12 protein-coding genes are annotated in these 16,589 nt (G+C 47.7%); 10 read left to right on the top strand and 2 right to left on the bottom strand.

Annotated features, from left to right (window positions below):
• Positions 1-43 precede the first annotated feature (43 nt).
• Both GC096_RS37505 and GC096_RS37500 read left to right on the top strand, forming a co-directional pair.
• Positions 44-2,149 carry an ABC transporter ATP-binding protein gene (locus GC096_RS37505; protein WP_171638274.1) on the top strand — a complete coding sequence of 702 codons (2,106 nt, stop codon included), beginning with the start codon at positions 44-46 and terminating at the stop codon, positions 2,147-2,149.
• 102 nt (positions 2,150-2,251) lie between these two features.
• Entirely contained in the window at positions 2,252-2,563 is a 312-nt protein-coding gene (locus GC096_RS37500) for a hypothetical protein (protein ID WP_171638272.1), read from the top strand.
• A gap of 741 nt (positions 2,564-3,304) precedes the next feature.
• On the opposite strand, the gene GC096_RS37495 is transcribed toward GC096_RS37500, so the two are convergent.
• Complete coding sequence (locus GC096_RS37495; RefSeq protein ID WP_171638458.1) at positions 3,305-3,925, bottom strand: NAD(P)-dependent oxidoreductase; 621 nt, start codon at positions 3,923-3,925, stop codon at positions 3,305-3,307.
• A gap of 125 nt (positions 3,926-4,050) precedes the next feature.
• Between GC096_RS37495 and rluF the strand changes: the two genes are divergently transcribed.
• Positions 4,051-4,764: a 23S rRNA pseudouridine(2604) synthase RluF gene (gene rluF, locus GC096_RS37490; RefSeq protein ID WP_171638270.1), complete on the top strand. Its 714-nt coding sequence runs from the start codon at positions 4,051-4,053 to the stop codon at positions 4,762-4,764.
• A 224-nt stretch (positions 4,765-4,988) separates the two neighbouring features.
• Entirely contained in the window at positions 4,989-7,361 is a 2,373-nt protein-coding gene (locus GC096_RS37485; protein ID WP_171638268.1) for a YcdB/YcdC domain-containing protein, read from the top strand.
• Between the two features lie 99 nt (positions 7,362-7,460).
• Here GC096_RS37485 and GC096_RS37480 read toward each other — a convergent pair whose 3' ends face one another.
• Positions 7,461-8,072: a TetR/AcrR family transcriptional regulator gene (locus tag GC096_RS37480; protein ID WP_171638266.1), complete on the bottom strand. Its 612-nt coding sequence runs from the start codon at positions 8,070-8,072 to the stop codon at positions 7,461-7,463.
• Positions 8,073-8,285: 213 nt separating this feature from the next.
• Here GC096_RS37480 and GC096_RS37475 point away from each other — a divergent pair, with 213 nt between their 5' ends.
• From GC096_RS37475 to GC096_RS37450, 6 genes are all read left to right on the top strand, one after another.
• A complete protein-coding gene (locus GC096_RS37475) occupies positions 8,286-9,788 on the top strand; it encodes an MDR family MFS transporter (RefSeq protein WP_171638264.1) in 1,503 nt (500 codons plus the stop codon).
• Between the two features lie 163 nt (positions 9,789-9,951).
• Positions 9,952-11,208, top strand: coding sequence for a threonine ammonia-lyase IlvA (gene ilvA, locus GC096_RS37470; protein ID WP_246303273.1), 1,257 nt, complete (start codon positions 9,952-9,954; stop codon positions 11,206-11,208).
• Between the two features lie 299 nt (positions 11,209-11,507).
• A complete protein-coding gene (locus GC096_RS37465) occupies positions 11,508-12,557 on the top strand; it encodes a BMP family lipoprotein (RefSeq protein ID WP_171638262.1) in 1,050 nt (349 codons plus the stop codon).
• A gap of 139 nt (positions 12,558-12,696) precedes the next feature.
• The gene (locus tag GC096_RS37460; protein ID WP_171638260.1) at positions 12,697-14,238 is read left to right on the top strand and encodes an ABC transporter ATP-binding protein; all 1,542 of its coding nucleotides are present in this window, start codon (positions 12,697-12,699) and stop codon (positions 14,236-14,238) included.
• The gene (locus GC096_RS37455) at positions 14,231-15,310 is read left to right on the top strand and encodes an ABC transporter permease (RefSeq protein WP_171638258.1); all 1,080 of its coding nucleotides are present in this window, start codon (positions 14,231-14,233) and stop codon (positions 15,308-15,310) included. The genes GC096_RS37460 and GC096_RS37455 overlap by 8 nt, the downstream gene beginning before the upstream one ends.
• 1 nt (position 15,311) lies before the next feature.
• On the top strand, positions 15,312-16,295 hold the full coding sequence (locus tag GC096_RS37450) for an ABC transporter permease (protein WP_171638256.1): 984 nt from the start codon (positions 15,312-15,314) through the stop codon (positions 16,293-16,295).
• Positions 16,296-16,589 lie beyond the last annotated feature (294 nt).

The raw sequence follows: 16,589 nt of genomic DNA, 5'->3' as shown, positions 1-16,589 counted from the left end.
CCCCCAACGATACGAGACAAAAGAAAAGTAGGTGAGACTCCTGATGACACAAACGCAACAAAATAAACAAACAAAACAAACAACATCAACGAAACAAACCGGAAAACGGTTGTTCCAATATGCGGCCAAATTCAAGCAAACCTTGCTCATCGCGCTGCTATTCTTATCCTTGGCTGTCGCTACTGAGCTGGCGGGACCTTTCATTGCCAAGCACATGATCGACACCCATATTCTCGGCATCGAGAAGCCATGGTTTGAGACACAGTCGGCGAAGAAGGGTGAGAAGGCTGTTGCTTTTGAGCAGACGTTTTATAAGCGGGGTGACAACTACGCAGAGGGTGAACCGAAGGGCAAAGAGGTCCGAATCCTACAAGTCGGCAGCAAGTTCGTGTGGCTGGATCAAGCTCTCCCTTGGGATGGCGTCCGCAAGCTGACGGATGATGGCAAGCTGCTGGTTACGCAGGGCACGGAGCGGGCGGAGTATGCCGTTAGAAAGCTGAGTGTGCAGGAGCTGTATAGCTTTTATCAACCGCAATTTGCAGAGTTAATGAAGCTAGCGTGGTTTTATGTGATCTTGATTTTCGTGGGAGCCGGCTTTACTTACGGGCAGAGATATTTGCTGCAAGCGGCAGCGAATCGCATCATTCAGCGCATGCGCAGGGATGTGTTCGCTCAAATCCAGCGATTGCCGATCAACTATTTTGATAATCAGCCTGCAGGCAAAATCGTTTCACGCATCACCAACGACACGGAGTCGGTCCGAGATCTGTATGTGCAGGTGCTGGCGAACTTTTTTACAGGCACCATCTACATTCTGGGAATTATCGCGGCCATTTTCATTCTCGACGTTCGTCTGGCTCTCTTCACGCTGCCGATCATTCCGCTGCTCATTGCGTGGATTATCGTGTACCGCAAGTATGCGTCGACGATTAATCATGAAATTCGCGAACGGATTAGTAGCATCAACGGGATGATCAATGAGGCGATCCAAGGAATGACGATCATTCGAGCTTTTCGCCGGCAAAAGGAAACGACTGAGGAATTTGAGGTTTTGAATGAAGAATACACGCACTATCAAAATAAACTGCTCAGCTTGAATTCCTTAACCTCTCATAACTTGATGAACGTGGTGCGGAACTTGTTCTTCTTCGGGTTGATCTGGTATGTGGGCGGTAGCTCTATCAATGCGGTGATAACTGTGGGCGTGCTTTACGCCTTCGTCGATTACCTCAACCGGATGTTCCATCCGATGGTAGGTATCGTGAATCAGCTGCCCAATTTGGAGCGAGCGCTTGTGTCGGCTGACCGCGTGTTCGAGCTGCTGGATGAACAGGGCATTGACGTTGTCGCTGAAAAAGCAGACCGCTACAAAGGTCACGTGAGCTTCGAACACGTTCGCTTCGCCTATAAAGAAGGGGAGGATGTGCTGAAAGACATCTCTTTCGAGGCCAAACAAGGGCAGACGGTTGCGCTGGTAGGGCACACCGGATCGGGTAAAAGCTCGATCTTGAATCTGTTATTTCGCTTCTATGAGGTCAGCGAAGGCCGCATCACGGTCGATGGCCGCGATATCCGCGAGCTGTCGAAGCAGCAGCTTCGGCAGCACATGGGTATCGTGCTGCAGGATCCGTTCCTGTTCACGGGGACGATTGCGTCCAATGTCTCCTTGGACGATCCGTCGATCACCCGGGAACGGGTGGAGGCGGCGCTGCGCGAAGTTGGCGCAGCGGAAATGCTTGGGGCGCTGCCGCGCGGCCTCGATGAGCCTGTCATCGAGAAGGGCAGCACGCTGTCTGCTGGGCAGCGGCAGCTGATTTCATTCGCCCGGGCGCTGGCGTTCGACCCGGCGATCTTGATTCTCGATGAGGCGACGGCTTCCATCGACACGGAGACCGAGGCCATCATTCAGGCCGCGCTCGAAGTGCTTGCGAAGGGGCGGACCACCTTCATCATTGCCCATAGGCTGTCGACGATTCGCAGCGCCGACTTGATTCTTGTGCTCGACCACGGCGAGATCGTCGAGCGTGGCACGCATGAGGAGCTCATGGGGCTCCTCGGGCGGTACTACCAGATGTACCAGCTGCAAGCTGGACATCCGGAGATTGCCGCTGCTGCGGAGAGCGGCGAGTCGATTGGGCATAAGATCTAGGTCGCGAGTCGTAGACGAATCTCGACAAAAGGCTAACGACGCTGACTTTCCAATATGCTACAATAAAGCAAATTGATGCTTATGGGAAGTGGAGGAGAATTTATGCGTTCAGATACGGTTCGTTTGCTTAATCTGCTGCAGCTATTATCAGAAGTAGCCATTGCAGTAGGGTATTTACTTGGGTTAATCCCATTCGTGTATGCATGGTCATGTGCTTGGGTCATTCCATTGGTGTTCGTGAATTTGGTGTTTGCCATCCTCACGGGCAATGGGACTACGCTGAAAACGATCATCAACATCGCATTGGCCTTCTTAAGTCTCATTCCTTTGCTCGGTTATGTATTCCGCTTTGGCGGTATCGTCGTGTCGGGCTTGAATATGAGAGACTTGTCCAAGAGAAGAAACAACTACTAGACGTAGTGAAAAAACGGATGGCGCCGAATTGGCGCGCATCCGTTTTTTTTGTTAAACAGGAAATATAGCTAATTTGTATGGGTGAGAAGTCGATTTAGGCAGTCTCCGCTTTAGCTCGCTCCCATGACCTGTGTAATTCTAACGGACACCAGCGCCGCTATTTCGAAAAAAGCAGACTGTTTCCTCGTGTAACGGACATCAGTGCCGTTATTTACTATTTGAGAGGCAATATTACGCCCAAAACACGAGAATAACGGCCGTGTTGTCCGATAGCACAGGCGAATCCAGTTAAATGAATGATTAACGTCATCTGTGTCCGTTAGACGAGGGTGGAGTACAGGAGCGGCTCCGCGTTATTCGTCCCCTCACTAATACGCCAACCCCATGCGGCAGCCGATATACGCGTCCTGCACCGCGACGCGGTAGGTGAACACCCTGCAACACCCCACTCTCTACCGCTGGAGTAATCCTGGTTAGATGGAAAATCTACATCTAAATTCACCCAATATGGATATAAATGAACATTAGATGGATTTCCTACAGCTAAATTTTGCTCAAACAGCAAATTTGGAAGGAAACCTCGAAATTAGCTACAGGAAATCCAGTTATTCGTTGAAAGTTGAGGTATTCGTCGGAATTAGCTGTATAAAATCCAGTTAGTTGCTCGGCCGAGGTTGGGTTTAAGTTGAGGTTGACTTTGCACTTGCGGTTGCGATTTAGGAGCTACTATTCGTCCCCTCACTAATACGCCAACCCCACGCGGCAGCCGATATACGTGTCCTGCACCGCGACGCGGTAGGTGAACGCCGCGGTGTCGCCCACGGAGATGGACGTGCCGCCGTCCGGCAAGAAATCGCGCTCCGCGCGGAACTGACCCTGCGCTTCGCCGTCGGGCAAATACGTTGGACACACAACTGTCCAACTTAGGCCCGACGCAGCGAGCAGCGCCCACGCCTGGCGGTGCTCCTCCGCTGCGCGTGTCGACGAGCGCCGCGTGTCCGGCGCTTCAAAGCGCAGCAGACCCGGATGCTCCCGGCTCTGCAAGATGCCGGCTGTGCCGACGGTGACCACGCGGCTCACGCCGGCGGCCTTCATCGCCGCGATGAGCAGCGGCGTCGCCTCGGTCAGCACCGTGCCGCCATCGGTGCCAAGGCAGCTCACGACGGCGTCTACGCCCGTCATGGCGACGGCGAGGTCCTCTGCGGAACAAGCATTACCTTGCAGCAAGGTGAGTCGGTCGGAACGCAGTGATATTTTATCCATACTCCGCACGATTGCGGTTACCTCATGACTATCCTGCAAGGCTTGAGCTAGAACGCGCTGACCTACACGGCCAGTTGCTCCTAATAGTAGAAAGTGCATCATCGTACTCCTTCGTATGTCATTTGTTCTCCTAGTATAACAAACTTGAACCGTTGCCTCGAATCCATCATAATAGAAGGTATTGAATCCAAGTGAATACGGAATTAGAAGGGAATTTCAGGGGCATGAGAATTAATAAGTTTATAAGCGAAACCGGCGTGTGCTCCAGACGTGAGGCGGACAAATGGGTCGAAGCTAGGCGTGTGACGATCAATGGTGAGATTGCGGGGCTTGGCAGCGTTGTAGGTCCCGGTGATGAAGTGAAGGTCGATGGGCGGGCAATTGGAGAGAAAAAAGAGCACGTCTACATCGCGCTTAACAAGCCTGTGGGTATTACCTCGACAACGGAGGCGCATATTCGTGGGAATATCGTGGATTTCGTGGGGCACTCGGAGCGGATTTTCCCAATTGGCAGATTGGACAAAGACTCAGAAGGTCTTATCCTACTGACGAATAACGGGGATATTGTTAACCAGATTCTCCGTGCGGAGAACAATCACGATAAAGAATACATCGTAACGGTGAATCGGCCGATTACGCAAATGTTTTTGCGGGGAATGGCTAGTGGGGTGCGGATTCTGGGCACGATGACGAAGCCTTGTGAAATTATTCAAGTCAACGAACGTATATTTCGTATCATTCTCACACAGGGGCTGAACCGACAAATTCGTAGGATGTGCGAAGCGTTCGGATATCGTGTAGTGCGTTTGCAGCGTGTGCGCATCATGCATATTCATTTGGGCGCGTTGAAAGTTGGGAAGTGGCGGGATTTGACGCAAGGAGAATTAACGGATTTGATGCAAATGCTTAGCCAGGAGAAGTCGCAGACGAATCCGTAACTGAACATGAATCGCATGAATAGACTTGAGCATTCCGTTTAGGATGCTCAGGTCTTTTTCTATGAAGTTCGAGAATGAATCAGAGAATAAATATTGGTATTTTTTTCTCGCGTAGTTGCAACCTTTTTCCAGAGCACACCGTCAAGAACTATATGGCAGTTGGACGCGTCCAAGCATGTGGGTCCACATGTCGTATGGAGATCTACTTGAGGAGGAAGATGACTTTGAAATTATTGAAACAAGCAGGCACAATGGTACTCGCTTCAACATTGTTGCTGACAGTTGCCCCAATGGGGGCATGGGCTGCGGAAAGTGTATCTGGTTCAGCTACGTCCGCGATGTCATCCCCTGCCTACCCAGGGCAAGCTGACGTCTCGGCGCAAGATGCCAAAATTACGAAAGAACAAGCGCTTGAGTATGCCAAAGCTTACATAACACTACCTGCGGATTATATTCTCCAATCGATAAGTTTAAACGCTTTCTATGGCCAGAATGGACAGAATATCCCAACGTGGAACATTAGCTATTCGAAGAAAGTGAAAGATCGTTACTATGGCTCAGCTAATATCGCCATCAATGGTTTGGATGGAACACTCACGTCTTACAATATGAATGACAATGATCCTGAACATAAACCGTCGTATCCGCCTAAGGTGGATTTCCAGGCTGCGAAGGAGCTGGCTGCAGCATTTGTAGCCAAAGTAAATCCATCGAAGCAGAAGGAACTGCTGTACGATGACTCGGTAGAGAAATCGTTCCGCACCCCGCTTGACGGCAATTATCAATATAACATTCGTTATGATCGATCTGTTGGGGGAGTTCCTTTCTCCGGGAATGGACTTAATGTCAACGTCAATGGTGAGGGTCAGGTTACGAGCTATTGGTACAATTGGGACGATAAGGTGACTTTTGATAAGGTGAGCACGCCGATTTCACAAGAGAAGGCAGATCAGCTTTTCCGTGAGAAGATGGAGCTTGCCTTACAATATCAAATCCCGTATAACACGCAAGGGAAAAGAGTACCGATTATTTCCTACTTCATGAACAGTGTTGCTTTGGATGCGGCAACAGGCGAGGTTTGGCAACCGTTTCCTAGCTTGAATGGTAACAATAAGCCATTAACAGATAAGCCACTGGGAACGAAACCGCCAGCTACTTTGAATTTGACGAAGGAAGAAGCCGTTAAGAAAGTGACAACGACGTTTAACCTATCCGCTGAGTACAAGCTGCAAGAAGCTTCCTATAATGAATCGAAGAATCCTGAGACGGGTGAGACCTTATCGAGCTGGAACATGAGCTGGGCCAAGGCAACGTCGGATACAGCAGCTACTGGCAAAATTGGGGCAGGCAATAACGTTTGGGCCTCCGTTAACAGTAAAACTGGCGTTATTACTAATTTCAACTATTATGTTCCTTTTAGCAGTGAGAATGATAAGCCTATCGAAGGCAAGGTTTCCTTAGATGATGCGATTGCGAAGAGCACGGAGTTTGTCAAAGCGCAGCTTCCTGCTTCCACGGATCAACTCGTGCTGAATGTTCAGAAAGAGTACTCACAGGACATGCTGAAGCAAATGCGCACATGGGAGATTAGCTATAAACGCGTCATTGACGGCGTTGCTGTGGGGAATGAAGAGGTACGGGTAAGCATCGACCGTGTAACGGGAGCCATCTCGAACTATTATGTATCCCTAAGTGATAATATCGCTTATCCTGCTCAAAAGCCTGAGGTAATTTCCACTGATAAGGCCAAAGCTCTGTGGCTGGCACAGTTCGACGTGAAGCTTGGCTATGTATTGGAGAGCAACGGATACACAGGCGCTATACCAATCGAGAAATACCGCGTAATGGTGGCGGCAGGGGAGATACCTCCATCTGCAGTGACGGATGCCAAAGCGCAGCCAAAGGCGAAGCTTGTGTATTCCCTTGTTCCTAAAAATGTGAATCGCGATAACTTTATTCTGGATGCCGAATCGGGTCAATGGCGCAGTGCGCAAACCGGCGAGGTTATCTCGTTGGATAAAGTGACTGTAAGTGATATTGATAAGCACTGGGCACAAAATGAACTGCAACTGATGCTTGATTATCAAGCTTTGGATGTGAAGGACGGCAAAGTGAACCCTGACCAAACGATTAAGCGCGGTGAGTTGGTCAAAATGCTGGTCATCGCCATGAATGGCGGCAACGGCGGCATCTATTACGGAGCTGAGCGTGCTGCATCCTTTGCGGATGTGGGCAATGGCTCCAAATATTTTGCCTATGTGGAAAATGCCGTTGATCGCGGTCTGCTAGATGTAGGGAAAGAGTTCAATCCGGAAGCGACGATGAATCGTGAAGAAATGGCACAATTGATCGTGAAAGCACTGGGTTATCACAGCCTAACGAAATTTGACGGTGTATTTAACAAGGATTTCTTGGATGCTGGGAAAGTGTCTAACGTTGGCGACGCTGCAATCGTGTTAGGGCTGAATATTATGACGCTCAGCGATGGCTACTTTGCCCCTCAGAATGAAGTGACGAAAGCACAGGCGGCTAGCGCGTTCTATCGCTTCTTGCAAACGAGAGCCGAATTGCAAGATAAGCCGCGATACTACTATTAATCTTTCTAACGTGAATCGCATAAGTGAAACGACAAAAGACCTCTCAATGCATGATTGAGAGGTCTTTATTCAGCCGTCTAGGCATTTGTAGCAAGAGAGCTAGTCTCTTTTGAAAAGAAAGTAGAACAACTGACGGTAATGGGCCTTCATATGCTCTTTCGTATAGGCTTTCTCGTTTTTAATGTGAAAATAGCCAATCGGTGACATCGAGCAGATGATCGTGTGGGCTGCAAAATCGGGCTCTGCTTGTGGCTCTTGTTTAGGCCCAATGCATTCGAGAATAAGCTCCGACAACTTACCGCGTATGAAATGATAAATAGGGGATAGGAAGAAGTTGCCTTGCTCCCCCTCGCAGTTGATATCAATTCTGGTCGACATGGCAACGATTAGCTCGGCTTTTTCTTCAATTTCATCAATCCATAGATCCAAAATGCCAGTCAATCGATCAATAGGCGCGGCATGGCTATGTTTATCGAGATACATCATAATGTCATTTATAAATTGCTTCCCATAATGTTGAAGGACATCGAAGCAAAGGTCCCCTTTATGCGCATATCTGCGATAGAGGGTTGCTTGTCCAATGCCCGCTGTTTTGGCAATTTGATGCATGCTGACCGATTGAACGCCATAATCATGAAAGAGTTGTTTGGCGGTTTGGAGTATTAATTGGCGATTTTCCATGGCGTCCTTGCGTTCATGACGAATGGACATCTGTAACCACCTCTTTAGATGTGAATTTATTGTGTTCGTATTGACAAAGAAACGAAATTTCTGTTAGCATCAGGAATGTAAACGGACATTTGTCCGTTTACAACGGAAGTTATTGATGTTCGTGTATGTCTGCCACTATTGTATTGTACAGGGTATACTATATACGGTCAACGATAGACAAAAAGAGAGAAATTAAAAGGATGGAGGGATTACATGTCTTCACAAGCAACATCGAAAGAAACAGAAGCCCCGTTCTCAATGCGCAGCATTCTGGGGCCGCTGATCGCGATTGTCGTAGGTATTTTCATGGTTATTTTGGACGGAACAGCGGTCAACGTTGCACTTCCTAAGCTGCAAGAAGAATTCAATCTGTTGAACTTATCACTCGTTCAGTGGACGGTCATTGGTTATGCCTTAGCACAAGCCGCGGTTATTCCATTGGCAGGTTGGTTATCGGATCGTTTCGGTGCCAAGAAAATTTTCCTGATTTCCGTAGGTCTCTTCACAATAGGCTCTGGTCTATGTGCGCTAGCGAACTCGGTTGAAATGTTGATTGCTTACCGTATCATTCAAGGCTTAGGCGGCGGTGTTGTTGTGCCGATTGCGATGGCATTCATTTATCGTCTATCTCCTCCAGGTAAAGTAGGGACTGTTATGGGGATGATGGGGATTCCGATTCTACTGGGTCCTGCTCTTGGTCCTGTTATTGCAGGTTGGTTAGTTGAGTATCACAGCTGGCAGTGGATTTTCCTTATTAATTTGCCTATTGGTGTTATTGGTATTATTTTAGGTATTCGTACATTGCCAAATATGCAGCGTCAAAGCGTTGCTTCTCTAGATTTGTTGGGTATGTTGTTAGGGCCTTTAGCTTTCGCGGCACTTGTTTATGGTGTTTCCAACGGTGGTATTGATCCAATTACGGGGAAATCCACATGGACAGATGCAGATACGCTGATCGGTTCTGGCGTTGGTGTCATTGCACTTATCCTATTCATTATTGTTGAATTGAAACAGAAGAATCCTCTTTTGGAGCTTCGCGTATTCCGTTCAGGGAACTTCACTAAAGGGATTGTCGTACAATGGATTTCACAAATTGCCATGTTCGGTACGATGTTCCTTGTCCCACTATTCTTACAACAAGCACATGGTTACAGCCCATTGAAAACAGGATTGATCATGCTTCCTCAAGCTTTGGCTTCCGGATTGTTCATGCCAATCGGGGGTAAGCTGTCCGACCGTTTCGGTTCTCGTCCGCTCGTTGTAGCGGGAATGGTACTAACAACGATTTCGGCATTCTTGCTTTCCAATATTTCCGGTGATTCCGGAGTGGGTACGGTTATGCTGCCGCTTACGCTTCTGGGAGCGGGTATGGGACTATTCATGATGCCGCTGAACAATCACTTGATTCAATCGGCACCACAGAATTTGGTTGGTCGTGTAACGTCCTTGACGAACGCGGCGCAGCAAGTCATGATGTCTTTCGCGATTGCGATCTTGATGACGATTTTCAGTACGAAGTTTAAGGATTTGATGGTTGAATCAGGCGCACAAAAACCAGATGTAGGCTTATATGCTTCTGCATTCGGACATACGTTCCTCATTTTGCTGTGTATCGCTGTTGTTGGTGGTCTGCTTGGTTTGATGCTGCAGAAGCCTAAGAAAATTGAAGGCGATTCAGAGAATACGGCTGAAATTCCGATGATGATTGGTCATTAATCCGTAAATTTGGACGTATATAGGAGCCGCTCCTCAAGGTCAATTGACTAGGGGGGGCGGCTTTTTTGCTGACTACGATATTTGCGTACAGAACGCACCACATATGTTACAATTGATGTTAAAACTTAAAAGAAGCTTCATCAAAGAAAGGGTGTTTGAGAAGATGGTTGTATCTGGTAAAGTGGGTTTGGAAGATATTATTAGAGCCAATCATGTGCTCAGCAAGGTGATTGAACCATCGCCGCTGCAACGCAATGAGCTGCTCTCTAACCAGTATGAATGTAACGTTTATCTTAAACGTGAAGATATGCAAATCGTGCGATCGTTCAAAATTCGTGGAGCTTACAATGTGATTCAGAGCTTAACGGAAGCGGAACGCGCAGCAGGGGTTGTGTGTGCAAGTGCAGGCAACCATGCACAAGGTGTAGCTTATTCCTGTAAGCAGCTAGGCATTGAGGGCAAGATCTTCATGCCGACTACGACACCGCGTCAGAAGATTTCGCAAGTGAAGCTGTTCGGAGGCTCGTTCGTGGAAGTCATCCTCGTTGGCGATTCCTTTGACGATTCTTCGACCCAAGCCAAGGCGTACTGCCTGAAAGAGAATAAAGTGTTCATTCACCCGTTCGATGATGTGCGTACGATTGCGGGGCAAGGGACTGTTGGCTTGGAAATTATGAATCAGATGCCGGAAACACCGGATTTCATCTTTGCCACGATTGGCGGAGGTGGACTAGCTGCCGGAGTTGCGACTTATGTGGCAAGCGTTTCACCCCGGACGCGCATTATTGGCGCAGAGCCAGAGGGTGCGGCCAGCATGACGGAAGCACTGAAACAAGGCGCGGTCGTCAAACTGCCTTCCATTGAGAAGTTTGTTGACGGTGCAGCTGTCGCACAAGTGGGTGAGATGACTTTTGACATCTGTAAAGAAAAGCTAGAGGATATCGTCATCATTCCTTCTGGCAAAGAGTGTACAACCATTCTGGAGCTCTACAATAGCAACGCGATTGTTATCGAGCCTGCAGGGGCGCTTCCAGTGGCAGCGCTGGATGCATACCGCGAACAAATTCGCGGCAAGAACGTTGTCTGTATCATCAGCGGTGGAAACAATGACATCGACCGGATGCAGCAGATCAAGGAGAGATCCCTTGTCTATGAAGGCTTGAAGCACTACTTCGTCTTGAATTTCCCCCAACGAGCAGGAGCTTTGCGTGAATTTTTGGAGGAAGTGCTAGGGCCATCCGATGACATCACGCGTTTTGAGTATACGAAGAAGAATAATCGTGACGATGCACCCGCGCTGGTAGGGATCGAGCTTAAGAATAAAGACGATTACGCAGGGCTTATCGAGCGCCTTTCTCGTAAGGATTACGGCTATATTGAGATCAATAAAGATCCAAAACTATTTAATTTGCTAATCTAGGATTTTATGACACGTGAGTGTCATAAAATTAACATGGAGCAATCTAGATTTTATTAACCACTGGTTGTATAATCAATAATTGGGGCTTAGAACCTATGTTGTCGGCAAAAACAAAATGGACATGTTAACTTGTGTGACATGACGAATTACGTGAATCGTTGCTAGATTTGCTTCTCTGTTTGGAATCAAAATGATACACTTAATTTGAAGTCAACTTACATAATTTAACTGAATTTGGTCAACCTACAGTGTGGGCTTCATAGTTTCAATTAAATGATGATACGATGGGGGTAAAATCGATGAAGAAGATTTTTTTAACAGTTCTGATGACTGTAACGGTTTCTGCATTAGTGATTTCCGGTTGTGCCAAAAAAGAAGAGACAGGTTCATCCGCATCACCAGCAGCAAGTGCAGTAGCTAGCGACAACACAGGCAAGGACTTCAAAATCGGCATGGTTACAGATATCGGTGGGGTTAACGACAAATCCTTTAACCAAAGCGCTTGGGAAGGCTTGACACTACTGAAGAAACAAACAAGCGCTAACGTGAAAAACCTTGAAAGTAAAAGCGATGCAGACTACACGCCTAACTTGAATCAATTCGTTAAAGATGGCTACAACCTGACTTGGGGTATTGGTTTCTTGATGGGTGACGCAGTTAAAACGGTAGCAACTCAAAACCCGAACGCAAAACTTGCGATCATTGATAACGTAGTAGAAGCTCCAAACGTAGAGTCCGTTACTTTCTCCGAGCAAGAAGGTTCCTACCTTGTTGGTGTGGTAGCAGGTCTTACAACAAAAACGAATAAAATCGGTTTCGTTGGCGGGATCGATATTCCGGTTATCAAACGTTTCGAAGCTGGTTTCGTAGCTGGCGTTAAAGCGGTAAAACCAGATGCTAAGATTCAAATCAACTACACAGGTGCTTTCGACAAGCCTGATCTTGGTAAAGCGGCTGCAGCAACGATCTATAACGATGGTGCTGATATCATTTTCCACGCAGCTGGATCCACAGGTAACGGTGTATTCAACGAAGCGAAAGATCGCGCGAAAAACGGTAAAAAAGTATGGGTTATCGGTGTAGATAAAGACCAATCCCTTGAGTTTGGCGACGAAGTTACACTAACGTCCATGTTGAAACGTGTTGACTCCGCGGTGCTTCGTGTATCCAAAGATGTTATTTCAGGTAAATTCCAAGGTGGCAAAGTTGTTACGTTGGGTCTGAAAGACGATGGTGTAGGCCTTCCTGAAACATCCAAGAAAAACGTTTCTGCTGACATCTTGAAAAAGGTTGACGAGTACAAAGCCAAAATTATTAGCGGCGAAATCAAAGTTCCTGAAAAACCATAAGCGTCGAACTGACGTTACTTGGTAGAACGATAGGTTTGCTTCTGTACAAACAAGGCTAGTTATACTAACTAGCCTTGTTCTTTAGTTTTAATGGGAAATAGGAAACAAATAATAAAAAATTGATCATTAGGGTGATCTTATGAGTGAAGCAGTCCCAGTTGTTGAACTACGCAACATTACGAAACGATTTCCAGGCATTGTAGCTAATGATGCCATTAGCCTGAAGCTGCAAAAAGGCGAAATTCATGCCTTGCTTGGCGAGAATGGTGCAGGAAAGTCAACACTGATGAACATTGTGTTCGGTTTATATCAGCCGGACGAAGGTAGTATTCATGTACAAGGCAACGAGGTTTTTATCGACAGTCCGAATCGAGCGATTGAGCTCGGCATCGGGATGGTGCATCAACATTTCAAGTTGGTACAACCATTTACAGTAACTGAAAATATCATTTTGGGGATGGAACCCAAACGTGGTATGAATGTGGATATCCGAACAGCACAAGATAAAGTGCGCAAGCTATCTGAGCAATATGGTTTACGTGTGGATCCAAAAGCCAAAATCGAAGATATTTCAGTCGGTATGCAGCAGCGTGTCGAAATATTGAAAACGCTGTATCGCGGCGCCGATATTTTAATTTTTGATGAGCCTACAGCTGTACTAACGCCGCAAGAAATTAGTGAATTGATGGTCATTATGCGTAACCTTGTGAAAGAGGGCAAGTCCATTATTCTCATTACACATAAGCTGAAAGAAATTATGGAGATTGCCGATACAGTGACGATTATTCGTCGTGGTAAAGTGATTGATTCCTTGGCATGCGCCCAAGCGAATCCGCAAATTCTGGCCGAGAAGATGGTCGGACGTGATGTCTCCTTTAAAGTTACGAAAGAAGCAGTAAAGCTTGGTGAACCTGTTCTCCAGGTACAAGATTTGATGGTTCGTAACCAGCAAGGATTAGCTTCGCTTAAAGGGCTTAATTTTGAAGTGAAAGCTGGCGAAATTCTAGGTATTGCGGGTGTAGATGGCAACGGTCAAAGTGAACTGATCGAAGCATTGACGGGCTTGCGTACAGTGGATGAGGGTAAAGTGCTTCTCATGGGCAGCGACATTACGAATCAGACACCGCGTGAGATTTCGGAGGCAGGGCTGTCGCATATCCCTGAGGATCGGCATAAACACGGGCTTGTGCTTGATTTTACAATGAGTGAAAATATGGTGCTCGAAACGTATTTCCACCCTGCGTATAACAAAGCCGGCTTCTTGAACTATGATGCGATTGATAAGCATGCGGAGGCGTTAATTAAGCAGTTCGACGTGCGTACACCGAGTATTTACAACAAGGCACGCTCCTTGTCTGGCGGTAATCAGCAAAAGGCGATTATTGCAAGGGAAATACATAAGAATCCGAATCTGTTGATTGCGGCGCAGCCGACGCGCGGTTTGGATGTTGGTGCGATTGAATTCGTTCATCGGATGCTGATTGAGCAGCGGAACAAAGGGAAAGCCGTTCTGTTGATTTCTTTTGAGCTGGATGAAATTATGAATGTTTCCGATCGGATTGCCGTTATCTACGAAGGACAGATTGTGGGCGAAGTAATGCCGCAGGATACGAACGATCAGGAGATCGGTCTGCTGATGGCGGGCAGTAAGCGCTCGGAGAAAGGAGCCCTTCATGAATAAAATTGTTCGCGTTTTTACAAGTGAATCAGCGGTCAATCCCCTTGTGGCGATTGTGCTGGGGCTGCTATTCGGGGCGCTTGTCATGCTGGCTGGCGGTTACAATCCAATTGCTGCGTATGGGTCATTGTTCTCTCGGATTTTGGGCAGTCCGTACGACATTGGGGAGTCGATTCGGGCGATTACGCCACTTATTTTAACCGGATTATCCGTTGCCTTCGCTTTCCGTACGGGATTGTTCAACATTGGTGCGGAAGGGCAGTTCGTGATGGGGATGACGGGGGCTACCTTTATTGGTGTCAAAATCCATGGTCTGCCATGGATCATTCATGCTCCACTTGCGGTCATTGTCGGCGCTTTGGTTGGCGGACTTTGGGGTGCGATTGCTGGCTATTTGAAAGCGAAGCGCGGTGTTAATGAAGTAATCACAACGATCATGTTGAACTGGATCTCGTTGTTCCTATCCAACTACATTGTGAACACTTTCCTACTTGAGCCGAAGCAGCAACGTTCGTATATGATTCAAGACTCGGCTTCACTCAGTATCGGCTGGTTGTCGGAAGCGATGAACCATGCGAGGCTCCACTGGGGGACCTTGATTGCCATTCTGGCAGCAGTCGTCTTCTACTTGATTCTTTGGAAAACGAAGCAAGGCTACGAACTGCGTGCCGTAGGGCATAATATCGATGCCGCTAAATATGCGGGCATGAACGTGAATAAGAACATCATCAAGGCAATGTTCATCTCCGGTGTGTTTGCTGGACTTGCTGGTGTATTCGAGGTACTTGGTGTCTTCCATTATCAGGTCGTTGCGGCAGGCACGCCGGGGTATGGGTTCGATGGTATCGCGGTATCCTTGCTCGGGGCCAACAATCCGATAGGAGTCGTGTTGGGTGCTGTCCTTTTCGGCGGCTTATCTTATGGTTCTGCGGGGATGAGCTTTGGTGCAGATGTACCACCAGAAATTATCCGTATTGTCATCGGATCGGTGATTTTCTTCGTCGCTACTCAAGGTATTGTCAAATGGGTACTGATCCCGTTCTACGGCAAACGCAAGAAAGAGAGGGCTTCGTAATATGGACCTGCTCAGTATGCTTAATGCGTTCTTCACGAAATTCAGTGAACTTATTAATACAACGCTGGTGTATTCCACAGCGCTAATCTTCGGGGCTTTAGGCGGCATTTACTCGGAGCGCTCCGGTATCGTCAATATCGGGATCGAGGGTCTGATGGTTTCCGGCGCTTTCGCTTCCGCGGTTGGCGCTTACTACGCGGAAGAAGCGAACATGGGGATATGGTCCCCGTGGATTGGACTCTTGTGCGCGTTGCTATTCGCTATGATCTTTGCCTTGATTCACGCGGTTGCGACGATTTCGTTCAAAGCGAATCAAGTTATCAGTGGTGTGGTTATCAACTTCTTGGCAGCTGGCGTAACGTTGTATTTGGTGAAAGTATTGTTCAATGGTGCGGGTCAAACCGAAACACTGAATGATGTATTCTCCAAATGGGAAATTCCGCTTCTCTCCAAGATTCCGTATATCGGCTATGCACTCTTTACAGCTTATCCGACGACGTATATTGCGTTAATCCTAGTCTTCGTGACGTGGTACGTGCTGTTCAAAACACCGTTCGGCCTGCGCCTGCGTGCCGTTGGTGAGCATCCGAGTGCCGCGGATACGGTTGGGATCAAAGTGAAGCGCGTGCGCTATATCGCTGTGCTGATCAGCGGTCTGCTCGGCGGTCTCGGCGGGGCGACGATCACGCTAACGACAACGAGTGCGTTCTCGCATAACACGATCTCGGGTCAAGGCTTTATTGCGATGGCCGCGATGATTTTCGGCAAATGGCATCCATTTGGCGCACTGGGCGCCGCGGTCTTCTTCGGGATGGCGCAAGCGCTCAACAATTTCATGCGGTTGTTCGATTTCTCCAAAGACATCCCGCAGGAATTCCTTTACATGCTGCCTTACGTGCTGACAATTCTCGTATTGGCAGGAGCCGTGGGACGTGCGAAAGCGCCGTCCGCACTGGGTGAGCCGTACGATCCAGGTAAGAGATAGATTGAATATGCACCGTCATGGGAGTGATCCTGTGATGGTGCTTTTTGTTGCGCAATTAAGTCGGTCGAGTAACACCCCTCCCCCAGCACTCTGAACATCCCGAACCTCTCTAATAGATTAACTGGATTTCATACAGCTAATTTGGCCCTAATTCTCACTTTTGTTCGATTAACTGTAAAAAGTACAGCTAATATCGAGCTATATTGTCAGTTGGGGCGTATTGGGTGGAATTAACTACATATTTTCCATCTAAGTTGAATTTGGAGCGGGATAGTTGAAAAATAGATGGATTTT

The organism is Paenibacillus plantarum (assembly GCF_013141695.1).
GTDB lineage: Bacteria > Bacillota > Bacilli > Paenibacillales > NBRC-103111 > Paenibacillus_E > Paenibacillus_E plantarum.
The sequence above is the reverse complement of the archived record's forward strand: the minus strand, read 5'-3'. Positions and strand labels throughout refer to the sequence as shown.

What these genes read in the sequence shown, in the direction of transcription:
- GC096_RS37480 (WP_171638266.1), bottom strand. Translation starts at nt 8,072, where the DNA reads ATGTCCATTCGTCATGAACGCAAGGACGCCATGGAAAATCGCCAATTA.
- GC096_RS37460 (WP_171638260.1), top strand. Translation starts at nt 12,697, where the DNA reads ATGAGTGAAGCAGTCCCAGTTGTTGAACTACGCAACATTACGAAACGA.
- GC096_RS37450 (WP_171638256.1), top strand. Translation starts at nt 15,312, where the DNA reads ATGGACCTGCTCAGTATGCTTAATGCGTTCTTCACGAAATTCAGTGAA.
- GC096_RS37495 (WP_171638458.1), bottom strand. Translation starts at nt 3,925, where the DNA reads ATGCACTTTCTACTATTAGGAGCAACTGGCCGTGTAGGTCAGCGCGTT.
- GC096_RS37465 (WP_171638262.1), top strand. Translation starts at nt 11,508, where the DNA reads ATGAAGAAGATTTTTTTAACAGTTCTGATGACTGTAACGGTTTCTGCA.
- ilvA (WP_246303273.1), top strand. Translation starts at nt 9,952, where the DNA reads ATGGTTGTATCTGGTAAAGTGGGTTTGGAAGATATTATTAGAGCCAAT.
- GC096_RS37505 (WP_171638274.1), top strand. Translation starts at nt 44, where the DNA reads ATGACACAAACGCAACAAAATAAACAAACAAAACAAACAACATCAACG.
- GC096_RS37500 (WP_171638272.1), top strand. Translation starts at nt 2,252, where the DNA reads ATGCGTTCAGATACGGTTCGTTTGCTTAATCTGCTGCAGCTATTATCA.
- GC096_RS37475 (WP_171638264.1), top strand. Translation starts at nt 8,286, where the DNA reads ATGTCTTCACAAGCAACATCGAAAGAAACAGAAGCCCCGTTCTCAATG.
- GC096_RS37455 (WP_171638258.1), top strand. Translation starts at nt 14,231, where the DNA reads ATGAATAAAATTGTTCGCGTTTTTACAAGTGAATCAGCGGTCAATCCC.
- rluF (WP_171638270.1), top strand. Translation starts at nt 4,051, where the DNA reads ATGAGAATTAATAAGTTTATAAGCGAAACCGGCGTGTGCTCCAGACGT.